The sequence below is a fragment of the Anaerocolumna xylanovorans DSM 12503 genome, from assembly GCF_900143645.1.
In the GTDB taxonomy this organism is placed as follows: Bacteria; Bacillota; Clostridia; order Lachnospirales; family Lachnospiraceae; genus Anaerocolumna; species Anaerocolumna xylanovorans.
In genome coordinates this window covers 36,317-59,427 of record NZ_FRFD01000018.1, presented here as the reverse complement: position 1 = coordinate 59,427, position 23,111 = coordinate 36,317, and the positions used below count along the sequence as shown (strand labels likewise).

Annotated in this window: 16 protein-coding genes; 15 read left to right on the top strand and 1 reads right to left on the bottom strand. The window is 39.0% G+C overall.

Translation table 11 applies throughout. The features are described from left to right. The 5 genes from BUF11_RS23150 to BUF11_RS23130 all read left to right on the top strand — a co-directional run. Positions 1-1,938 (top strand): fibronectin type III domain-containing protein (locus BUF11_RS23150; RefSeq protein WP_175562135.1); only part of this gene is annotated, 1,938 nt, incomplete at its 5' end. 216 nt (positions 1,939-2,154) lie between these two features. After that, positions 2,155-3,075 (top strand): ParM/StbA family protein, encoded by a 921-nt coding sequence (locus tag BUF11_RS23145; RefSeq protein ID WP_073591240.1) that lies wholly within the window; start codon positions 2,155-2,157, stop codon positions 3,073-3,075. A 5-nt stretch (positions 3,076-3,080) separates the two neighbouring features. After that, positions 3,081-3,473 (top strand): hypothetical protein, encoded by a 393-nt coding sequence (locus tag BUF11_RS23140; protein WP_139243497.1) that lies wholly within the window; start codon positions 3,081-3,083, stop codon positions 3,471-3,473. A 320-nt stretch (positions 3,474-3,793) separates the two neighbouring features. Continuing rightward, entirely contained in the window at positions 3,794-7,231 is a 3,438-nt protein-coding gene (locus tag BUF11_RS23135; RefSeq protein ID WP_139243496.1) for an RHS repeat-associated core domain-containing protein, read from the top strand. 16 nt (positions 7,232-7,247) lie between these two features. Then, positions 7,248-8,114 carry a hypothetical protein gene (locus tag BUF11_RS23130; RefSeq protein ID WP_073591237.1) on the top strand — a complete coding sequence of 289 codons (867 nt, stop codon included), beginning with the start codon at positions 7,248-7,250 and terminating at the stop codon, positions 8,112-8,114. A 366-nt stretch (positions 8,115-8,480) separates the two neighbouring features. Here the strand turns inward: BUF11_RS23130 and BUF11_RS23125 are convergent, their stop codons facing one another. Further along, a complete protein-coding gene (locus BUF11_RS23125) occupies positions 8,481-8,885 on the bottom strand; it encodes an accessory gene regulator B family protein (RefSeq protein WP_073591236.1) in 405 nt (134 codons plus the stop codon). Positions 8,886-9,985: 1,100 nt separating this feature from the next. Here BUF11_RS23125 and BUF11_RS23120 point away from each other — a divergent pair. The 10 genes from BUF11_RS23120 (at position 9,986) to BUF11_RS23075 (ending at position 23,022) form a co-directional block, all read left to right on the top strand. After that, positions 9,986-10,249 (top strand): prevent-host-death protein, encoded by a 264-nt coding sequence (locus BUF11_RS23120; RefSeq protein WP_073587537.1) that lies wholly within the window; start codon positions 9,986-9,988, stop codon positions 10,247-10,249. Continuing rightward, positions 10,239-10,559, top strand: coding sequence for a type II toxin-antitoxin system RelE/ParE family toxin (locus BUF11_RS23115; protein WP_073587538.1), 321 nt, complete (start codon positions 10,239-10,241; stop codon positions 10,557-10,559). The genes BUF11_RS23120 and BUF11_RS23115 overlap by 11 nt, the downstream gene beginning before the upstream one ends. A gap of 274 nt (positions 10,560-10,833) precedes the next feature. Beyond that, the gene (locus tag BUF11_RS23110; protein WP_330393935.1) at positions 10,834-12,534 is read left to right on the top strand and encodes a hypothetical protein; all 1,701 of its coding nucleotides are present in this window, start codon (positions 10,834-10,836) and stop codon (positions 12,532-12,534) included. Next, positions 12,506-12,991, top strand: a complete 486-nt coding sequence (locus BUF11_RS23105) for a prepilin peptidase (RefSeq protein ID WP_175562134.1) — start codon at positions 12,506-12,508, stop codon at positions 12,989-12,991. Before BUF11_RS23110 ends, BUF11_RS23105 begins: the two co-directional genes overlap by 29 nt. Before the next feature lie 15 nt (positions 12,992-13,006). Beyond that, positions 13,007-13,765: a Flp pilus assembly protein CpaB gene (cpaB, locus tag BUF11_RS23100; RefSeq protein WP_084558845.1), complete on the top strand. Its 759-nt coding sequence runs from the start codon at positions 13,007-13,009 to the stop codon at positions 13,763-13,765. Positions 13,766-13,860: 95 nt separating this feature from the next. Further along, positions 13,861-14,604: a ParA family protein gene (locus BUF11_RS23095; protein ID WP_073591234.1), complete on the top strand. Its 744-nt coding sequence runs from the start codon at positions 13,861-13,863 to the stop codon at positions 14,602-14,604. Next, positions 14,588-15,955: an ATPase, T2SS/T4P/T4SS family gene (locus BUF11_RS23090; RefSeq protein WP_073591233.1), complete on the top strand. Its 1,368-nt coding sequence runs from the start codon at positions 14,588-14,590 to the stop codon at positions 15,953-15,955. Before BUF11_RS23095 ends, BUF11_RS23090 begins: the two co-directional genes overlap by 17 nt. 1 nt (position 15,956) lies before the next feature. Further along, positions 15,957-16,877, top strand: coding sequence for a type II secretion system F family protein (locus BUF11_RS23085; protein WP_073591232.1), 921 nt, complete (start codon positions 15,957-15,959; stop codon positions 16,875-16,877). A gap of 7 nt (positions 16,878-16,884) precedes the next feature. Next, positions 16,885-17,763 carry a hypothetical protein gene (locus tag BUF11_RS23080; RefSeq protein ID WP_073591231.1) on the top strand — a complete coding sequence of 293 codons (879 nt, stop codon included), beginning with the start codon at positions 16,885-16,887 and terminating at the stop codon, positions 17,761-17,763. 378 nt (positions 17,764-18,141) lie between these two features. Beyond that, entirely contained in the window at positions 18,142-23,022 is a 4,881-nt protein-coding gene (locus BUF11_RS23075; RefSeq protein WP_073591230.1) for an Ig-like domain-containing protein, read from the top strand. Positions 23,023-23,111: the final 89 nt, after the last annotated feature.

The window sequence follows — 23,111 nt, the reverse complement described above, 5'->3', positions numbered from 1 at the left end:
ATCTATTTATCTGATGCGAATGGAAATATTAGTGAATACAGCGTTCAAAAGGGAGCAGAATGTTTAAAAAATTCAACATCTAAAATAATTGTTACGCATTCAACAACTACAGATTTTACGGCACCTAAACTTAACAATATGACGATAGAAAACGCAGACAATATTGATTCTTCAACTGGATTAATTAACATAAACGTTGATACGATAGAGGATGGAAGTGGGATAAGTGATATTGCTCTAACATTTAGAAATGAAAATACTGCGCTTTTCTCTGTAAACTGGCAGGATTACAGCGTATACCCTGATGGAAATGAACTACATACTGGTAAGCATAATCTAATCGCTATGATTCAGGATCCTTTTGTAGTGGGTTCTTATACACTTGAAAAGGTCACTTTGTCTGATCATGGCGGCAATTATACAGAGTATACTCCGGACTCTCCTGAATGGAATAAGTTCACACAGAAAATTACTGTTACTAAATCAAAGTATGAAGAAAGTACATCACCTACTATTAAGTCGATTAATCTTGATAACATGGCAATAGTAACACCGGATTGTCTTGAGGTTCCTATAACTATAACTACGGGTAAATATGGTGTGAGTTGTGTATTTATTAGCTTAATTAATGAAGAAGGTGAAGATGTATTCCTATCATGGTACTCGGATAGTCCAATCATGAGCGGAACCTATAGATTGAAGTTTCCCATAGACCCATTTCAAGGAGATGGAAGCTATAAAATTGATTATATTCAAGTTTCTCCAGCTGTGGGAAGCGACGTAGGGTATGATAGAAAGGATTTAAAAAAGGTAAGCGGATTTATAGATCCGACGATAACAATTAACAGCGCTTTTAATATAACTTATTATGGAGCGACTGGAAATGTTGATGCGGCAGTAAATGCAATTAATTCTATGAATGAAGGGCAGACTGCAGTATTGGATTATCGTAATAACAATAAAGCAGATAAAAGACTTTTTCAAGCAATTGCCGGAAAAGATAAAACAGTTGTATTTGAGAATAATGATGTTCAATGGATATTTAACGGCAAGGACATTAATACAGATAATTGTAAGACTATCAATCTGAATGTAGATATCAGTAAGAAGAAGGGTTCGGATTATGGATTTGCAAATGACGATTATATCCTTCGTATGCAATATGCTGAGAATGGGGTTCTTCCTGGAAAAGTTCAGATGCGTATAAATAATGAATTTTTAAAGGAAAAATATAAGATCACATCGGATATGATATTATCTTATTATGATAAAGCTCCTGATGTGCTTGATACAGACGTTGAATGTGCTGGCGATGGCTATACGGAATATGAGATTAGTCATAATTCTACCTATATATTATCAGCAAATATGCCGGTGTTAAACTCTCCTCAATTAGTAAAAGCTAATTGCGTGAAATATTCTTACATTAAACTAAGTTGGAATAGGGTAGCTGGAGCAAATGGATATTATATTTATCGTTCTTCCAGCAGGACAGGTGGCTATAAGAAAGTTGGCACTGTTACAAATGTTAGTCAATTAACATGGTCAGATAAATCTATTTCAATCGGTAAAACATATTATTATAAGATTCAAGCACGAGGGTTTAAGAATAATATGAAAGCAAAATATAGTACTATAATATCTTGTACAAATGCTCCGTCTGTTACGAAAGGTCTGAAGTTGTCCAGTAAAAGTAAAACATCCCTGAAACTTACCTGGGAAAAGCAGGCTGGCGTTACTGGTTATAAAATTTACCAATATAAAAACTCAAAGTGGATTGAGATAAAAACAATAAAAAATTATGATACAACGTCAAGTACAATGAAAGGACTTGCGTCCGAAACAACATATAAATTTAAGATTAGAGCATATAAAACAAGTAATAAAAAGATTGCTTATGGTGCCTATAGTAAGGTAATTACTGTATCTACAAAGTAATCAAAATGGTAATTAAAAGTATATTGAAAGTCTAAGTTTTTCTACCTCCCCGAATGTAGATAAGGAAAGGGGATTTATGGAGAAAAGGAAGCTGCCACTTCACGATTGATTTATCAATCGTTAAAGCGACAGCTCCTTTTTTGCCCATATTGTTGAAAAAAGCACTCTTTAAAACGTATAGAATACATATCTAATACGCAAAGGAGAGAAATTACTATGTTAATTGCAATTGATCATGGAAACAAACAAATGAAAAGTATTCACAAAACCTTTACTTCCGGGCTTATAGAGAGCAAGGTCTATCCACTTCTTGGAGATGATATCCTAAAACGTGGAGGCTTTTATTATGCAATCTCTAATCAGCGCATCCCTTACATGAGGGATAAAACCTTGGATAACCGTTTTTTTACTCTTACCTTATTTGCTATTGCTCATGAAATCCTTGCAGCAGGGGCTTATTCAGCGAATAATATCATTGATGTCCAGCTTGCGGTGGGATTGCCTCCCGCCCACTACGGTGCGCAGTACGAACGCTTCGAGAAATACCTTATGGGCGGTAATGATATTATTGAGTTTGAATTTCGGAATAAGCCATATTCCATCTATATCAGCGAGGTTTTATCTTTCCCCCAAGCCTATGCCGCTGCCATGCCGATTTACAGCCGAATCCGGGATGTAGCGAAAGCTACCATTATTGACATCGGCGGGTTTACGGTAGATTATCTGCAGGTCAAAAAAGGCAAAGCAGATTTATCAGTATGCGATTCATTGGAAGATGGTGTTATTACCCTTTATAACAAGATAAAATCCAAGGTCAATGCTACCTATGACATATTGTTGGAGGAATCCGACATAGATGTAATCATAAGTGGTGAAACCACCACTTATGAGGATAAAATTCTGCATATGGTAGAGAACGAAATAAATTTTTTTACGATGGATCTTCTTAGCAGGCTGCGCGAACGTATGATTGACCTGAAAAATGGAATAGTCATCTTTGTGGGAGGTGGCTCGATTCTGCTTCGCAAATACCTCGAAGGCTCTGGTAAGGTAGGGCAAGGCATTTTTGTAGATGATATATCTGCCAACGTTCGAGGATATGAGCTTCTGTATCGGGCTCACAAGGCTGGAAGGTGATGTTTATGAAAGAGAAAAAAGAGGAATATCGTTTCACAATACAATTCAATCCTGCCGATCCATCGCATCAACAAGTAGCAGGAATTTTAAACCGCCAGGGACGTCGTAAAGCCCAATACCTTGTAAATGCCGTGTGTACCTATGAAAACGGAACGGGGCTGACTTTGGCAGAGTCGGCCCCGGTTAATTATCAGATGATTGAAAACATTGTAGATCAAATACTTACTAGTAAATCTTTACCGCAAAAGCAACCGGTGAGTCCAGCTGCAAAGGGCATTGAAATGGAAACATACCTATTAGAAAGGATTGACTTTGAAGAATCAATTTTGGATACGCCTGGGGAGAATAGTCTTTCTGCTATTACTGAGTCCATTGAAGCGTTTCGGAAAAAGAAATAGCTTCCTTCTATAACTATAACAAACTTTTAGTCTTATAGAGACGTAGTGCATTTATAAAAGAGCATTTAAAAGAGTTATAAATTATTGAGGGTTATGTACAAATATGCTATTCTTAACTAAAACATATAACTTTGCCTACAAACCTATCTATTGATAAGTAAAGAGGTTTATATCTGTTTCTTAAAAAAATTCTTAAAAATTTCAAATAATTGCAAAATATAGCCTCTGTTAATTGTATTATTAGTAAAGGAGGGAAATGCTGTGAATAAAAATGATATGGTTGAGCGTGCAGTCAAAGATTATACAAAGACAGTACTCTAGTGGCAAACGTGAATGGTTACCTGTTAACATCCGGTTCACTTTTGTATGAGTTTAATAATAATGGTAATCTTATTAAAATTTCTGATCTGAATGGTAACCAGGTTCAAATCAGTATAAATGAGAATGGATTCCCGATGCAAATTATAGACAGCGTTAATAGAACCTATACAATTGCTTATTCAGGAGATCACATTGCATCCATTACCGACCCGGCAGGAAGAGTCATTAGATACAACTACGAAGGGAACAAACTAACAGATGTTTATACAGCATCAGGTTCATTGGTAAACCAATATCGTTACGATAGCAACGGTTTGTTGCAGAACATAAAGGATAACTATGGAACTGATCTTTACACCATGCTATATGATTCAGACAATCGTTTGATTTCATTAAAGACAGAAGGCAGTGAAAGTTTATACAGTTACTCATTCGATTCCGCTGGAAATCAGGTAGTAGGCGATGGAACGGATAATGTTATTTATGATAACTATGGAAATATCATCGTGACTAGTGATGGAAGCCGGACTATATATGCAAATTTGTATAACGATGTAACCAGTGAAGTTACAGCAGATGGCAATTCAACAATAAACACCTATGATCAATACGGAAATATCATTACGGAAACCACTAAGGATAATTCTGGTCGTGTAATTCAAGCTATAACATATAATTATACTTATTTTACAGGCATAGTTAAGATAAAGATTTGTGTGGAAACAGATGTAACCACCAGTTATGATGAAAGTGGAACAGCAATTTCTGAAACGGCTATAACGACCACAACTTATGATATAAATGGTAATATACTGACAAAACAACAGGATAAGGATATAGATACAACAGTTGTATATACATATCTTTCAAATGGTCTTGTTAACACTTCAATCGACGAAGAAGGGATTGTGACGACCTATTTCTATGATGTGTACGGTTATCCGGAGCGTATTAAAGCAGAAAATCCGAACAAAGAAGTATCTATAATTGATTACAATTATAATCTGATTGGATTACTGCAGTCGCAAGATATCAGCGGAGGATTGAATTATAGTTATGTATATGATATCTTAGGTAATGTATTAAAACAGTCCATAAGTGATGGTAACTCTGAAGTAAGGATTTCAAGAATCGTCTATGATGAAAAGGGAAATGTAATTCAAAAGATTACTCCTTCGGAATACAACGCTTCTTTTGACAGTCTTACAGTAGATAGTAATGGTATCGCGTCAACAGATTCTTACATTGATACAGAAGCTGGAGTTAGATATTTCTATGATCCTAGCACGGGAAAATTGATAGAAACAAAAGTAAGCAACTATGACATAGCAATTAATTCCCAAGGAAATCTTGCAGGTGTCAAGGTTGCAGGAAATAAGCTTGCAACGTACCAGTATACCAGTAATGAAAAGGAACTATTAAGCGGTGTATCCTATGCAAATGGAGCTAACATTTCCTACAACTATGATTCCAATCAGAATAAGACAGATATGTCAGTGGATGGTGATACTAAGTATACCTATGCATATGATGAAAACGGAAAGCTGTTATCCAAACGTAATGTTGATAAAAATTACACTACTACCTATGTAACAAATGCAGATGGATCCACTACTGTAACTGTCAAAGATGATGAGACAAGCGTAATATCTGATAGTTACACCCTATCAGAGGATTCTGCAAGATTCGTAGACAACATAGGTTCCAGTTCCTACGGTCTGAACATAGACAGTATAGGAAACGTAGACAGTTTTATTTCAAATAGTTCGGAAATCTATAAAAAGTCATATGTTATTAATTCTGACAGTAAAGCAACAGAAGAAAAAATATCTAATTCTGCCGGAAACATACTTACAACCGGATATACCTATGGTAAAGACGGCAGCGTAACCAGTTTGATTAATACCAATGGGGCAGATGTGGATAAGACATCATACACTTATGACAGTTATGGTAAGATCGAGACAATCAGTATTAATGATGTGCAGAAGTACCACTACTATTATAATATCGCAGATGAGTTGGTTAGAGTGGATGATGCAGTACAAAACCAGACAATAACTTACAGCTATGATAAAAACGGTAATATCCTTGAAAAGAGTGTATACGACTACTCTACTGGTAGCCTTGTTGGAATTGCACCGACGGACACAGTCAGCTATGACTATGAAAATAGTGCCTTCCCGGATGAACTCGCATCTTATGATGGTCAGGAAATTAGTTATGATGCACTAGGCAATCCGTTATCTTATCTTGGCTACAATATGACATGGGAAGCTGGAAGAAGGCTTTCTGAGATGGAAAATGGAACCACTGACATTACCTTTGCCTACGATGATAACGGTATTAGGACATCAAAGACCGTTAATGGTGTAAAGACTACCTATACTAGTATTGAGGGAAGGATTACCAGCCAGAATGACGGAACCAATATGCTGTATTTCCATTATGACAAGAATAACAATCTAACAGGATTCAACCAGAATGGAACAGAATATATCTATGTTAAGAATGCACAGGGAGATATCACTGGGGTACTTGACGCAGATGGGAACAAGGTTGTATCTTATACCTATGATGCATGGGGCAAGATAGAAAGTATAAGTGGAAGCCTTGCAAATACCGTCGGACAGCTTAACCCAATGAGATACCGAGGATATTACGAGGATATGGAGACGGGATATTATTATCTGCAGAGCAGATATTACAATCCGGTGGTACAGAGGTTTTTGAATGCGGATGAACCGGGAATGTTGACATTAATAGGAACTAGTTCAATAAGCGCAAATTTATTTTCCTATTGTGGCAATAATCCAGTTGTAAACGTAGATCCTAATGGTTTTGTTGATACGGAATATCAAATGGCAGCTTCAATTGTTGCCTATTTGGTAGCAATACAAACAAGTATATATGCACTTTGTGATGAAATTGCAGCAACCCTGGCCACATCCTGGATACCAGGAGCCGTTGCTCTAGGATTGGTAGGGATAGCAGCTACGATAGCTACAACGGTTCTATTATTTAAAGCGATAGACAATGAAGTTGATTATTTTAAGGGAGTGGTAGAAAAGGCTATCACAAAGGGAGGTTTGAAAAAAAACAGTGGTAATACCGTATATGTTATTTATAGGAGATCTGATGAGGAAGTACGTTATGTTGGAATAACCAACGATTTTGCTAGAAGACAAAAAGAACACCAGGTATATCCACAAACAGGAAAAACAACGCCAAGATACCCAGAAAAAGATTTCAAGATGATACCAGTATACTCAGGCTTGAGTAAAACTAAAGCACATATATTTGAGGAAGCACTTATACTTGTTTATAGTAAAGATGCTCTTGATAATATGAGACATTCTATTGCAAAAGGGAAGATTAATAAATTTGAAGATGAGTATAACAGACTATTGACTCTGATGAAATGCGTTGTGGACTGAAAGGAGAAGAATCTATATGGGATTTTGGAGTACAAGTCTTTATGGCAATGATACAACCTGCGATGTACGGGATAGATATATAAAGTATCTTCAGGACGGCCTTGGGAATACAGAGGCATACGAAAGAATTATGAATGATTATAAAAAAATGATAGATGATGAGGAGGAAGCACTGTTCTGGTTTGCATTGGCTGAGACGCAATGGAAGACTGGCAGGCTCATGCCTGAAGTACGGGAAAAGGCGCTTTACTGGATTGAGAATGCTGGTGGACTGGAAGGTTGGGAAGAAAGCCCGAAAGGTGCACTAGGATGGACCAAGACACTTGAGAAGTTGAAAACAAAACTGCAGTCTCCAATGCCGAAAGAGAAAAAATTCAGAAAACCCGTACTGCCTGATAAGAATCCATGGGAGATGTATGATATGTATGTATTTCAAATGCATGGATGGCGTGATAGAGATCCGGAGTATAGCGGTAAGTACATTGTCCTACATAAAGTAGGGGAAATACGTGACACAACTAGCCTAACAGGAAAAACTATGGTATTGCAGATATATGATCGTATGTTTGATAGCATCCCATCAATAGAAGATTTAAAGCAATTACGAATATTGCCTTTGGATTTTCCACAGCGGCCTAGTATTGAAAAAACTGGAATAATTATGTGTGTTTCGTTATTACAGTATAATAATAAAGAGTATCCAAGTGAATATCTAACCTATCTTGGTAATGTCCCACATCCCAGTAACACTTGTAGAAGACTTACTGAATGGGGATGGTATACGTTTAATTGCACATGGGAATTTATGGACAGGTGGAAAGATATTGAGTATGATACGGTTTCTGAAGGAGTATATGAATATCATCCTTTAAAAGCAAAATAATTATATTACTAAGGAATATAATTTAAGAAGAAAAATGAGAGATTGCCACTTGTTTGTATACTTAGATAGAAGATAGAAGGTTATGGCTAATTGTCGTTTTGGCTCCGTTTATTATTTCGTGTAAACTCGTTTTACAGGATACTCCATTTTGAGCTTAATGATAACATATAAAATCCATGAAACGCTGTCAAGGGCTTCATGGATTTTATAAAATAATTAAGGCTTAAAAGTTCCAAAACACCGAATTTGAAACGGTCTCAATTTAATTTCCTTAATCCGAACAGTAAGTAGTGTAATTACTGCGGTTTCATCAAAACATCATACTATTATAAAAGTTTATCCTCGCTCGTAGTACATAACTAATTTTCATTGCCGAACTTTTCTTCTATTCCAAGTCCTTTTATGAATCCTAAATTTATCAATTATCATCGTTATAATTATAAGAAGAAATGTCAGCATAATCAAAAATACATATTTTTCTTTTTTATAAACTAGACATACGATAGATAATAAGAGGTCTACAACCAAAAATAATTTTAAACGTTTTTTAAAATATTGTATTTCTTTTATATCCAGCGCACGATTTATATTCTCTGCCGGATATAAAAGCCAGGTTGCTATTATAAGAAATACTAATACTGACACAGATAAATATATGGGTATTTTTATTAACCTGACAATTAATAATATTCCTAAATATGTTAGGCATGATAAAGTTAGGCAAGCTCTCTTTTGTTCTTGGATTTTTGAATAATTCATCCAATCAACCATCCTTTCTTCACCTCCGAATGACAGTATATCATTCATCGATGCTTTCGTAATAGTTGCTGGATTTTATTTGCCTAAATCTGCTGGTTATAGTTTACCACTTACAAAACTAAGCGGCAAATAAAAAGCGTCTTTTATAAAAGCCTGGACATGTTGGTATCATATCAAGGCTTAAACTTTGTGAGTTTGGAAAGTTGCGAAAGTCGCAGATTTTTGGACTTTAAAACTTGAACACTTGAACACGTATAACTGCCCTGGAAGCGGTTGATTTGCCGTTCAAATTGACGTACACTCGGCAAATTCCTTTAAATAAAAATTCCACTTCTTTTCATCCTCAGTGCGCATCAGTAGCCGATAATGAGACCAGTTTAATTAGTCACACAGTGGGTGACTAATTAGAAACGCCAAATAAAATTGACGCATATCCTTTAAATTTGTTTCTGCAAATTCGTGCATCAAGAGGTTTTATTGCATTCGCCGGAACAATCTAGCTTTTGCCGACAAGCTGTGCTCCGAGTATTCTGCCTTCCTTGCATAAAATCGCCACCCGCCGGGTTGAAATACCCCATGATATTCCATGCTTTCTATCACTCATTGTGATAGTATCGTGTTAGAAATGATAGAAGATGATAGAAGGAGTGGTACTATGAATCTGTATGAAAGTGAACCCGTTGAATTGAAGGGAATTTATACGCCAGATATAATTACCCGGAAGATGCTGTTCGTGAAGCATTATTAAATGCCATCGTCCACAGAGACTATTCCTTTAGTGGTAGTACAATTATTAACCTATATTCTGACCGTTTAGAGATCATCTCATTAGGTGGATTGGTTTCAGTATTGCTGGAAAAAGAGCTTATAAAAAAGTTGGTAATGGTAGGTTGACGAGGTATATGGTGAAATAGAATAATGAACGCCGGATATCGGGAATTTAATGAAATTCGTTTGCCAAGGCTGTTCAGTATGGGGACTCCAACCGATAATAGTGGGGACCCGGATAAGCAAATTGATAGCATGGACTTTTGCACAATGTTTAGTCATAATTTGCATTGAATATTGCTCATATTCCATGGTATAATATAGGCATGAAAGGAGTTGATTTTATGCCTACTATTCGTCCTATGGCGGACCTTAGAGATACCGGAAAAATTTCCGAACTGTGCTATCAAAAAAATGAACCAGTTTTTATTACTAAGAATGGAAGTGGTCATCTCGTCGTTATGAGCTTGGACACCTACGAAAAACAGTTTGGTCTTCTGGATGTTTATCGAAAACTGGGAGCTGCAGAAAAGCAATTAGAAGATGGTGTTCCGCTATTAACAGGCAGTGAAGTGTTTGACAAACTGAGGAAAAAACATGGAAAATGATTTTTTTCATATCCTTTATACACCGTTGGCCTATGAAGATCTGGATGAAATTGATACCTACATCAGCGAAATACTTGTAAATCCACAGGCAGCAGAAGATTTGATGAATGAGATGGAAAAATCCATCAGCCGTCTTGAGCAGTTTCCATATATCGGCTCCGAAGTAGCTGACCCATATTTGGCTTCTAAAGGCTACCGAAAGCTGGTCGTTCAAAACTATTTGGTATTCCATCTTATCAATCCGGAACAAAAACAGGTTGTTATTATGCGGGTTCTGTACGGAGCACGTGAATATCATAATCTGTTATAAGACAGTAGTATTATACAAAAAACGCAGCCGTAATTGGCTGCGTTTTTTCGATAACAGGAATCTGATCAGTGAAATAATACGTTCAGTACCCCTGTTTCAAACAGTAATATGTCCTGGTCTTCATCTGAGCAATTGTATCAAAAGTCATGAATATGCCAGTAGATAAGAAGATTCCAATAAGAAAACAGGACAATTAGTTACTTTAAATTAATAGGATTAAAAAAAAATACAGTTCACAGCGAACTGTATTTTTTTATTTGGAGGTGTAGTTAGCGTGAAAAAATTATGGGCAATATTTCTATGCCTGATTTTAATCTTTTCCATGGGCAGCCAAATAGCCTTTGCAGAGGGCGACGGCAATATGGATGCTGGAGGCGGGGGCATGGGCGAGGGTACTTCGGACAATTATTGGAATGGTGGTGAAGATGGTGTTCGCATTACTGTTATCCGTGTCAATAATAATTCGGCAGCCTCAGCATCGGTTGATTTTAGCAACAAATCATATACTGTTGCACATTTTGGAAAAGTAAGTAAGCTGGATTACCGTGATGGGAAGGAGCTGAAACCAAGTGGATCTCCTTATGTCAGTATCATTCCGCAGCAGCCAATGCCACGCATCGTAAGTGGCAATGGAGGAAGTTACATCGAAGCAATTAAAAAATATTTTTGTTCGGAATATGCTGCGAAAATGGTAGCGGATGCCACAGGCATCAGTTATCAAAACTTAATTAATGGAGAATATAAGTTGCTGATTGAGCCAATTGCCTATTTTACATTTAATGGAATTAAATATTGCATGACAGCAACGGAAGCTGGACTGTATGATCAAATTGTCAACGGCAGGCTACGGTCGAAGATGGTTAGTCTGACGCACAAAAATCTTCCTTTATCCCTCTTTTTAGAATATCCGGATTTGGGGTTTCCTGCCTGGGACGGACCAACGACATTAAAGGTTTCAAATGCAGAGATTATCAGCAGCCTTGGACTTGGAATTGTCAAGTACAAGGAAGAACCTGAAATCTCCGGTGATATTGATGCACCAGATGTGGAGTACCGTGTAGACACCGATGTCATTACCAATGTCACACTTCGTGCAACCGCAAATCTGACACCGGATAATCCAGCTTCGGTAACCTTCAATATCCAAGGTCACACGTACACGGTCACAAATGTTGTGATTCCTGCAGGAGACTCCCAGGTTGTCTGGGTTAAATGGCATACCCCTTCTACACCGGCCACCCTTACCATTAGTGTCTCGGTCAGCGGGGCTTATACCGCCAAGGATACTTTGAAGGCAAAAATTGTGGCTCTGAATGACAAAATTCCGCCAGATCCTCTGGCTACGGATACAAAACCAGGTTATGTGGTTCCATCACTTCCCTCTAATACCCAAAAGACAACGGCCAACTGGGGCGTATGGAACTGCTACTGGGTACCTGTATGGGTTTGGTGCTCTTTGGGAACCAACGAAGATGGAGAAGAAATTGGTTATTGGATGGATGAAGGCTACTGGGCTTTTCAATACACAGGCTATTCTGCCAGTCTTTCCGCAACCATGAGCCTTATGCCCGATGATATTGTGCCGACCGCCAACGGAAAAACGATGAAGAGCGGGTACGGAGTTAAGACGGTGGTATCAACGGTACTCTCTACTTCCGCTCCCAGCAGCCATTACACTTACACGCAGACAGCCTTTTCCACCTTTCCGGAATTTAATTATCAGACTTATCTCCGCCTCCTTGAGCGGACTACCGGAGGGTACAACGTAAAATTTCAGTTCCAGCCAAATAATTTTTCAACGTATAACCGTAACGTACACTTCGTACCGGTGTGGTTTCCGGACGGAACACGGTTTACAGTCTACACACAGGTCTGGGATACCTGGACGCCTGATGGGATGCTGTCGGTCAATCTAAGTGACTATGTATCGATTCAGGGCAGTCTGTTTGACGATTGGTACACCAGCCGTGAGTAGCCGGGGAATGTTTTATTACTCACTGCTCATCCTGTTTCTCACAACCTTTGCCGTATATGATGTGCAACATAAGCGGGTGCCTGATTTGGCACTCGTTTGTTTTTTGCCCTTTGTACTGCTGTCTCTATTCATAAATGATGGAGCGGACAGCGGATATCCGCTTTTCACCTGGATGTTACCAGCGTTAGGGGCGATCTTTGGCGGCGGAATACTGTTATCAGCGGCAATGATAACAAATGGGGGAATTGGGGGCGGTGATATCAAATTAGCTGCCATGCTGGGATTTGTGTACGGTCCTTATGGCATCCTCCTCGCATTGTTTTTTTCAGTTCCATTGGCTTTTCTGTTTGGTCTATATGAACGTAAGTATACAGGAAACCGCTTTTTTAGTCTGCCTTTTGTTCCATTTTTGGCAATTGGCTGTTATGCGGTTACCATTTTAAAACTATATCAATAGAAGGAGAAAACCAACATGAAGTTCAATAACCGATTCACATTCGGCGTTATCAGCCTTGTACTGGCGGGTACCATTGCATTTATTGCAATTCCGACCACTATTTCAAAAACCAACGGCAAAACAGAGATTGTCCGAATCACTCAATCGCTAATCAAAGAAGGAGATGTGCTTACGGACAAAGATGTAGAGGTGGTAGAGGTAGGCAGTTATAACCTGCCGGAAAATATTGCCCACACAAAAGATGATGTTGTCGGCAAATACACTACGGCCGATTTGGCAAAGGGAGATTATATTCTGACGTCCAAGGTTAGTGCCACCCCCCTTACCTCCGATGTCCAACTAAGCAATATACCGTCCGGGAAAATGGCTATTTCCCTTAGCATCAAGACACTTGCCAGCGGGCTCTCGGATAAGCTGCAGCCTAACGATATTATCCGCATCTATCATTTTCTGGATGAAGCGGAAGATGTTCCGGAACTGCAGTTTGTGAAAGTTCTTTCAGTTACCGATTCCAAAGGCGTCAACGTGGACAATACCCAGGAACCCACCAAAGATGAGGAAAAGCAGCAGTCAGCCACAATCACGGTACTGGCTAGTCCAGAACAGGCAAAGATTATTACCGGATTAGAAAATGACGGAACCTGCCACGTAGCACTTATTTCCAGAAACAACGATAAACTGGCCGAGGAACTGCTGGCAACGCAGGATAAGACATTAGCCGCATTATATCCACCGAACACTGTCGTAACACCTAAACCGGAGCAATTAAAATAAATTACTTCCAAATAATAGCAGTTATAAAGGGATATCAAATTAATTCCCAATATTATCATTTGTTTTTTATTAAAACCCAAGGAGGTATTAATCTTATGTCAAAAATCATCGCGGTATGGGGCAATTCTGGAAGTGGAAAATCAATTTTCTGCTGTATTCTTGCAAAAGCCCTTACCCGCTCCAAACAAAAAGCCATCATTATCAACGCAGATTCCGATTTACCCATGCTGCCGGTCTGGTTGCCCAGAGAGATTATTGAGACCAGAAGCTCTGTTGGACAGGTATTATCTTCTCTGGACATTGATACTGCCTTGGTGGCAAGCCATGTTTCTGTTCTGAAATCCTATCCCTTTATCGGGCTGATGGGCTACGCCACCGGTGAAAATCCTCTGAGCTACCCAGAACTGAAATTTGAAAAGATTAGAGAATTGATTTATGCTGCCGCGAAACTGGTAGATTACGTGATCCTGGACTGCTGCTCCAGTATGACCAATCTTTTTACTCCGGCATCAATTGAATCAGCAGACCAGATCATCCGTATCCTGACACCGGATCTTCGGGGAGTCCATTATATGAAAGCAAACCAGCCGCTGTTACAGGATGCAAGGTTCCGGCTTGGCAGCCATATGACCTTTGCAGGTATGGCCCGGCCATTCCATGCCATTGACGAAATGGACCACCTCATCGGTGGTTTTGCCGGACTGCTTCCATATGGCAAAGAAATTGACCGTTGCGCTACCAGCGGAGATTTATTTAAGGCTATCGACTACTGTAATCCAAGGTACATGGAATCGCTAGGGAAGATCATGGAGGTGGTGTGCGATGAACAAGCTGAGTGACATTTTCTTTACCGCCGCCAGCGAAGAAGGGCTTACATATGAACAGATTTTGGAGGATGTACAGCGTTACTGTACTGCGAATCATGCTTCAAAGCTGGCGGGAGATGAAAATTCCGGGCAGGCAGTTACTTTGCTGAAGGAATTCATTGAGCAGTACCTGATTAAACGGCAGTATGCCGTTGAGGGACTGACGACTACAGAGCTTTGTGACAAGCTGTTTGAGGACATGGCCGGCTATTCTTTTCTCAAAAAGTGGATTTATATGCCCGATGTGGAAGAGGTTAATGTCAATGCTTATAACGATATTGAAGTCATTTTCAGCGGTGACCGCAGTATGAAAATACCGGACAAATTCACTTCCCCCCAACAGGCCATTGATGTGACACGTAGAATGCTGAGTGCCTGCGGGATGGTAATTGACGATACCATGCCCTCCATCATCGGATTTCTTGACAAGAACATCCGTATTTCCGTGGATAAAACGCCCATTGTTGACCCGGAAGTAGGCATTAATGCTTCCATTCGTATTGTCAACCAGCAGACCGTGAGTCGTGAGAAGCTCCGGAATTCCGGCAGTGCTACTGATGAGATGCTGGACTTCCTCACTGCCTGTATCCGCTATGGGGTATCTGTGTGTATCGCGGGCTCCACTGGCTCCGGAAAAACTACCGTTATGGCATGGCTGCTTTCCAAGGTGCCTAATAACCGCAGGTTGATTACTGTTGAAGAGGGCAGCCGGGAATTCAATCTGGTCAAAAAGAATAAGGACGGCGAAATCATCAACAGTGTTGTCCATCTGCTGACCCGCCCTCATGAAAACCCCAGCATGGATATTGATCAGAGCTTTCTGCTGGAGCGTATCCTACGGAAGCATCCGGATGTCATCGGCGTGGGCGAAATGCGTTCTGCAAAAGAAGCACTGGCAGCTGCAGAAGCCAGCCGAACCGGACATACGGTAGTTACCACCATCCACAGCAACAGTGCCTTTGCCACCTACCGCCGTATGATGACCATGTGCAAGACCAGGCATGCCATTGAAGATGAAATACTCATGCAGATCATGGTCGAAGCCTATCCGATTGTAGTTTTTACAAAGCAGTTGGAGGACCGTAGCCGCAAGATCATGGAGATTATCGAGGGAGAAGATTTCACGGATGGAAAGCTCCGCTGCCGTTCTCTTTATAAATATGATGTGGTGGATAACCACACGGACGCAGACGGAACAGCTACGGTTATCGGACAGCACCGGAAAATTGGAAATATTTCTGATGTACTGAGAAAAAGGTTTCTGGATAACGGCATTTCCGCCAAGGAACTGTCCGCATTTATAACCCAAAGGGAGGACGGATGATATGCAATGGGTCTATCTGATTTGCTTTGTTTTGATTTCCGCAGGATTATTTGCACTGTTTGATATCCATCTAAAAGATATCCTTGCAGGATTATCCAAAAGAAAGCGTGTTACCTTGCGAGAGGAACTGGACGTGTTAACCGGTATCCCGGCAAAGGGATTTTTCAATAGAGAATCCTATGAGATTGAGCAGCTTTTAAAGGCGACAGACAGGGAGGATAAGTTTGAGCTCATCAAAAAGTCATCGGTGCTTCTGTTTATGGCAGGTGTCATATTGGCGCTTCTTGTTGATAATGTATATATGATTCCTGTCATGGGAATTGGGTTTGCACTGGTACCGGTCTGGTATATCCGTTCCACTGCAAATGTTTATAAGAAGCACCTCAATGAAGAATTGGAAACAGCTATTTCCATCATCACAACCTCTTACCTGAGGACAGATGACCTGATGCGTTCCGTTAAAGAAAATCTGCCGTTCATCAATCCACCGGTTAAGGCTGGATTTGAAAGCTTTGTGTACGAGGCGGAGATGATTAATGCAAATCTTATTTCTGCGATCAATACGCTGAAGATGAAAGTACCGAACCGGGTGTTCCATGAATGGTGCAATACGCTTATCCAATGCCAGTCTGACCGTACCATGAAAAATACGCTGCCTACAACCATTCAGAAATTTTCCGACATCCGTGTGGTGCAGTCGGAGCTGGATTCAATGATGGACGGCCCTCGTCGTGAAGCGATTACCATGATGTTTCTGGTGGTATCCAACATACCACTGCTTTATTTCTTAAATAAAGATTGGTTTCATGCGCTCATGTTTTCTACGCCAGGCAAGATTGCTCTGGCGCTTTGTGCCGGTATTATCTTGTTTGCTATCGCACGGATCATGAAGCTTTCAAAGCCAATCGAGTACAGGGGGTGACGGAAAAATGACCATGCTTGTTATTTTGGCCTGTACCTTTTTTGGTATGGCGGCTTATAACCTGAGCTGTGCCTTTGTGGATGTTCCCACAGGGAAGACTTCCAAGGCGATGCTTTTAACCCGGAAGCAGCGGGGACTGAGAAATGAAAAACTGCTGGAGGTCTATATTACTAAAATTTCCGGTTATTTTGAGCGATTTGTGAAACTGGATTCTTTAAAGAGAGCCAAGCTGCAGTCGGTCTTAACGATTGCCGGGGTGGCGTTGACACCGGAGGTATATGTCCTAAGGGCGTATGTAACTGCCGGGTTGACGGCATTATGTTCCATTCCCCTGTTTTTTATCCAGCCGCTGTTTGCCATTGTAGTGATTGGACTGGCGGTAACCTTGTGGTTCTCTACATATTATGCTGCATTTGATTTTGTGAAAAAGCGTAAGAAGATCCTGGAATTAGAGATTCCACGTTTGGCACTGACCATAGCGCAGAATCTGGAGAATGACCGCGACGTATTGAAAATCCTTACCTCTTACCGTCGTATCGCTGGCAAAGAACTGGGATATGAACTTGACCAGACTATCGCGGACATGAAAACCGGTAACTATGAAAATGCCCTGCTCCATTTGGAGGCACGGGTAGGGAGCACTCTGCTGTCTGATGTAATACGTGGACTGATTGGTACCCTTCGTGGCGACGATCAGCATATGTACTTCAAAATGGTTTGCTTTGACATGAGGCAAATCGAGCAAAACAACCTGAAAAAAGAAGCGGCTAAGCGTCCAAAACAGATCCAGAAATATTCCATGATGATGCTCTTTTGTATTATTATCATCTATGCCGTAGTTATGTGTACAGAGGTGATTGGCTCACTTGGCGCTTTCTTTGGATAATTCCATCTAACATTTTCAGATATCTTTTCAAAAAGGAGGATGAGTGCCTTGTACCAAGGTGGATTTACTTAGCGCAAATTATAAACTGCACAAAATAGCTCCTGCCGGCAGTATTGGTGGGGTTATTTATTTTGTCGGATAAGGAGGCTCTATGAAAAAACCGAAACACAGGCAGAAACTATTTAGATTTTATCTCGTTACCTTTCGGAATCATAATGTGCAGCAGTATAAACCAACTGCATATCCGGAAAAACCTTTAAGTAAAAAGAATAAGTTTCTGCGACCAATTAAGCGGGCATAACACAGCCTAAGAGAGCAACCTATGGTATGAAGTTTGATTTTATACCTTGAATATAAGAATAATAGAAAGGAATCCAAATGAAAATCAAGAAAAGTTATCGTTTATTGTCAATAGTATTGCTTTTCACATTAATAATCCAGCCTATGCAGATGATAAAAGCACAAGCCGCCAGCGGTGGCTCGGTAGTAACAGGGGCAAGTGGTATTCAATATACATTGGAGCATGAATATGTGAAACAGTTAAATATTAACACCGGCAGTATCACTATTACAGATTCTAATTACACCCAGACAAATGGATTAACTGAGAGTTGGGATGCGAATGAGGATGCATATGTAATCAAAGGGCAAGGAACCAGTACGAATTCTATAACAATTAATACAACAAACTATCCGGTTACCATCTATTTATTAGAGGCTCAATGGTTAGGTAACATAATTTTCGGTAGTAGCAGCAATACAGCTTCCGTAAAAATTGTTATCTTAGGTGATGTTTCCTGCGCCAGATTAATTAAGTCGAGTTATTCCACTACTACTAGTAAGCAAGTGATCGAAGTCCATGGATATAATGAGAACTCCAATCTAACTGCAACTTATCTTATGAGTTCTACCTCTGGTAAGAATGTAAGGATAGGTACTTTATTAATTGATGGGGTAAATGTAAGTTGCAATAAGATAACAGAAATTACTTCCTCCGGCACAAGTGGCAATATGAGTTACTGGGCTGTATTCCTAAATAATTTAACAATTAAAAATTCAAAAATAACTCAAAGTACTGCAACCACCGATGAAAATGGGAAATTTTATTTTACTTATGTAGCTACAGATAATGGCAGCATAAGCATAGAGAATAGCACCGTTAGTAGTAGTATTGCTTTCGATGAGGGGGCAACAAGTACCAGTGGTTTAAAGCCTATTATAATTAGCAATTCAAAAATTTCATCGGTTTCTTTTGCTAAAATATATGCCAGTACCTATATGAGTTATACAAATACATTTTCAGTCACAGCAGAAAACACAACTATTAATAATGCTGTTTTTGACTCAAACGTTGATACGGTATCATTAAAAAACTCCGTGTTAAAAGCAGCAGTAATAACTAAACAAAAGCTATATTTAGATGGCAGCACTGCTGCTAACTCTGGAACCACCTTATCCGTACCAGTATACTCATTTAATCATTCCAGCTTTAACTCCTATGGGACGAATTGGATTTTAAATCAAACCCCAACAGATTCTGATGGGAATGATTTATTTCTAAAGAAAGTGAGATTCAGAGATTATCCGAATACCTATATACTGACTACCTTTCAGGATGGTTCTACTTCCAAGCTGCTTACGGATGAGAATGGTTACCTGTATCCATATATACCAAGAAATAACACTACGTTACAATTTCAAATAACCAATGAAACAGGAAATGTAAATTATGGGAATTACGATTTGGATTTTGAGGCTATAACGGCCAACGATACTTCAGCCAGTGTGCCTGCTGTAACTGTTCAACCGACAACGGTCACATTTTCCCCTTATGCCAACACCAACATTGAATATTCTTTTGACCGAGTGAGCTGGATATCGACTATTACAGACGCAAATTGTAGCTTCAGTGTTGTTTTTCCTACGGGAGTCAGGAAAATTTATTTAAGATATAATGGTTCTCTTTATTCAATAGATACCGTTGAATCAGGCAATCCTTCTGATGCCATCCAGTTAAAGCCGAAAATTACATCCCAGTCTCCAGGCAATGTTTCTCTCCTCAAGGATAAGGAAGGAAGCATCTATGTAAATGCAAGTCCGGTAAATACAGGTGCTGCTCTGGACTACCAATGGTATAAGGATGGAAGCCTGTTAGAAGGTGAAACATCCAATGTTCTTGCTATAAAAAATCCGGATGAAATAGATGAAGGAATGTATACTTGCATTGTTACGGAAGACGGTATCGGAAGTACCACCTCTTCTCCAATAGCAATATCCATCACAAATGGGCTTCCAGAAGAAACGGTGTTTGGAATTGCAGCTCAGTCAGGTAATAAGACAGTTACGGAAGATTCAAAAGTTGAGTTTTATGTAATACCAAATACCATAGATGGCATTAGCTATCAATGGAAGAAAAATGGCACCGATATAGCAGAGGCAATCACAGCAACTTATGAAATTGAGTCTGTAAAACAGGTAGCTAAAGGCACTTATACCTGTGTACTTACAAGAGGCAGTGAAGAAATAACCTCTAATCCTATCGTCCTGACAGTAGAACCGAATCCGCTTTCCGGTGATATCAGTAATCTGCAGAATACAGTTAATGCATTAACTATACAGGTTAATACGTTACAAGGTCAGCTTGATACAGCAAATATTAATGTAACTTCCTTGCAAGATACAATTGATACTTTAACAGGTAAGATAACAGATTTGGATAATCAAATAGCAGATTTGCAGGAACAGATAAATAATTTGAGTGGAAATGTTGCTGATTTACAGAGTCAGATTACTGCCTTGCAAGTACAGAAATCCAATCTACAGACAGAACTGGATGTTGTTAATGCAGAAAAGGCTAGCCTCCAGGTGACAATCAATGAATTAACCATAGAGGTTAGCAATAAAGGTAATTTGATAATGAATCTTCAATCCCTATTGGATGCCAGTGAAAATGAGAATGACGAGCTTAAAAGTCAAATAGCTGTGTTGAATGAACAGATAATTAATATGACAACCCTGATTGAATCCTTGAATGTCCAGATAACTACATTGAATTCCGAACGTGATTCCCTGCAAAATCAACTGAATACTGCTAATGTCACAATCAGTAGCCAGCAGCAGCAAATACTTGATTTAACAAGCGAAAACGATGATTTGAAATCGCAGTTAGAATCTGCACTTAACCAGATTGTTAATTTACAGGGACAGGTGGCTTCTCTTTCCACACAAAATATATCTTTGGAGCGTCAGGTCGATGACTTGAAATCACAAATTGCAGAATTACAGAAACAATTAGGTGAGGGAGGAGAAGGCACCAGCGAATTACAGCAACAAATAAGTACCCTGACTACGCAGGCTAATAATCAAATTGCTGTAATTAACCAGAAGGAAGAACAGATTTCAGCTTTAAATGAGCAAATTGTCAATTTGAATGAAATCATAGTGAATCTACAGCTGGAAGTAAACCAGGCTATGGAAAGTTTATCTAGATATGAGGGGCTGGCTTTACAGGACAGGATTAATCAGGTTCTTACAGAAAATGCACAGTTAAAAGATAGCTTATCATCCTTGATACAGGAAAGAGAAGATTTATTATATCAGATTCCTGAATTAAACAGTTTAATCCAGGGACTGCAGGATGAGAATACCTCTCTATCCCAACAGCTGCAAGGAGCCGAGGAGCTTATTAACAACTTACAAAGCAGTTTGGCAACCGAAATATCGAAAAGTAATGATTTACAAGCACAGGTTAGTACATTAAATAACCAAATAAATGAATTACAACAACAGTTAGATCAGTCTGACAGTGATAAAGATACACTAAGCCAGAAGATAGCTAACCTACAGATTGATTTATCTAATTTATCCGACAAACTGCATGAAGCCGACAAAACAATTCAAGACCTTACCGGTCAAATAGCAGGTTTGAATATTACAATTATAAATCTGCAAACTCAGATTAACAACGCCTTATCAGAGTTGTCTGAGTATGAAGGTAATGATTTAGTAGAAAAAATTGAAAATATAAAAGCGAAGCAGTCAGATATAACAGCAGACTTAAATGAGGCAAGTGCTTTAAACACAAGTCTGAATTCACAGTTGGACACAGCAAATATACAGTTATCATCCTTGCAACAGCAAATTGATATTTTAACTGGCCAATTAAATGATAAAGATGCAAAGATTGCTGAGCTACTGGTATTAATTGCCGACATGGATAAGGAAATCAGTAGTAAGAATACAATAATTAATGATTTGCAAAATAAAATACAGACATTGCAAACTACGATTGACACATTATTCGGAGGTAATGATGAAATTAAAAAATTAACACAGCAAGTAAATGATTTGATGAGCCAGATAAATACGCTTAATGTGAGGATTTCAGAACTAACCGGAAATATTGCCGAGAAGGATACTCAAATTAATCAGCTTGATGCCCAGTTAGCTTCAAAAAATAATGAAATCGGTAATCTGAATCATCAAATTGCTGACTTAGATAGTACAGACGGCAGTCAAGCTGAAATTACTAAACTTACTGATCAACTAGATAAGGCGAAGAATGTCATTTGCAATCTTCAACAGCAGCTGGAAGATTTGAAACAAATCCCGGTAATTGTGGTCACTCCTGATGACAGTACCCCGGAAAATTCTGATGGAGCAGGTATAACAGAAAATAATCAAGAACCGGATAAATTAAATACCCCGGTGTTTACGATGTACAAAACAGTTTATTTTGGATATAGCTATCTTATACAAATTAACAATGCCGATGGGAAGGCGCTTTCTTTCAGTTCTTCCGATAATATGGTGGCAAAAGTGAGCAAGACAGGACTGATAACAACCATCAAAAATGGAAAAGCAATTATAACCTGTACTGCTGGTAACAATTATGTTTGTAAAATTGTTGTAACTGTTGCTGATGGAAAGGGGTTGGCAACGTTGAACTTGATTACACCAAAAATACAAACAATGGATGAAAACCCAGTGCTCCTTATGTATAAGCAGGTAAAGAAGGGCTCTAGTACGAAGCTAAGGATAAGCGGATTGGACAAAGGTGCTAAAGTAACTTATATAAATATGGATTCCAATGTGGCGATTATTTCGAAGGATGGCGTAATCTCTGGAGTAAATAAAGGAGATACAGATATATGGGTAATCGTTACACAGGGGAATCTACATTACATCTATTATGTTAAAATCAGGGTTGATGATGGTACGAGAGATTCTGATATGTGGGATTATCTTATAGCAGCCTGAAATTTTCTTAAATGATAAATTAGCAGATAAAACAAATATGAAATCTGAATGTGCATTATTATTTGCATCGGACAGATTTTGTAAAAAAA

Coding starts and splice junctions, on each gene's coding strand:
- BUF11_RS23090 (WP_073591233.1), top strand. CDS start 14,588: ATGAACAAGCTGAGTGACATTTTCTTTACCGCCGCCAGCGAAGAAGGG.
- BUF11_RS23075 (WP_073591230.1), top strand. CDS start 18,142: ATGAAAATCAAGAAAAGTTATCGTTTATTGTCAATAGTATTGCTTTTC.
- BUF11_RS23115 (WP_073587538.1), top strand. CDS start 10,239: ATGGAAAATGATTTTTTTCATATCCTTTATACACCGTTGGCCTATGAA.
- cpaB (WP_084558845.1), top strand. CDS start 13,007: ATGAAGTTCAATAACCGATTCACATTCGGCGTTATCAGCCTTGTACTG.
- BUF11_RS23085 (WP_073591232.1), top strand. CDS start 15,957: ATGCAATGGGTCTATCTGATTTGCTTTGTTTTGATTTCCGCAGGATTA.
- BUF11_RS23095 (WP_073591234.1), top strand. CDS start 13,861: ATGTCAAAAATCATCGCGGTATGGGGCAATTCTGGAAGTGGAAAATCA.
- BUF11_RS23130 (WP_073591237.1), top strand. CDS start 7,248: ATGGGATTTTGGAGTACAAGTCTTTATGGCAATGATACAACCTGCGAT.
- BUF11_RS23080 (WP_073591231.1), top strand. CDS start 16,885: ATGACCATGCTTGTTATTTTGGCCTGTACCTTTTTTGGTATGGCGGCT.
- BUF11_RS23120 (WP_073587537.1), top strand. CDS start 9,986: ATGCCTACTATTCGTCCTATGGCGGACCTTAGAGATACCGGAAAAATT.
- BUF11_RS23140 (WP_139243497.1), top strand. CDS start 3,081: ATGAAAGAGAAAAAAGAGGAATATCGTTTCACAATACAATTCAATCCT.
- BUF11_RS23145 (WP_073591240.1), top strand. CDS start 2,155: ATGTTAATTGCAATTGATCATGGAAACAAACAAATGAAAAGTATTCAC.
- BUF11_RS23125 (WP_073591236.1), bottom strand. CDS start 8,885: ATGGTTGATTGGATGAATTATTCAAAAATCCAAGAACAAAAGAGAGCT.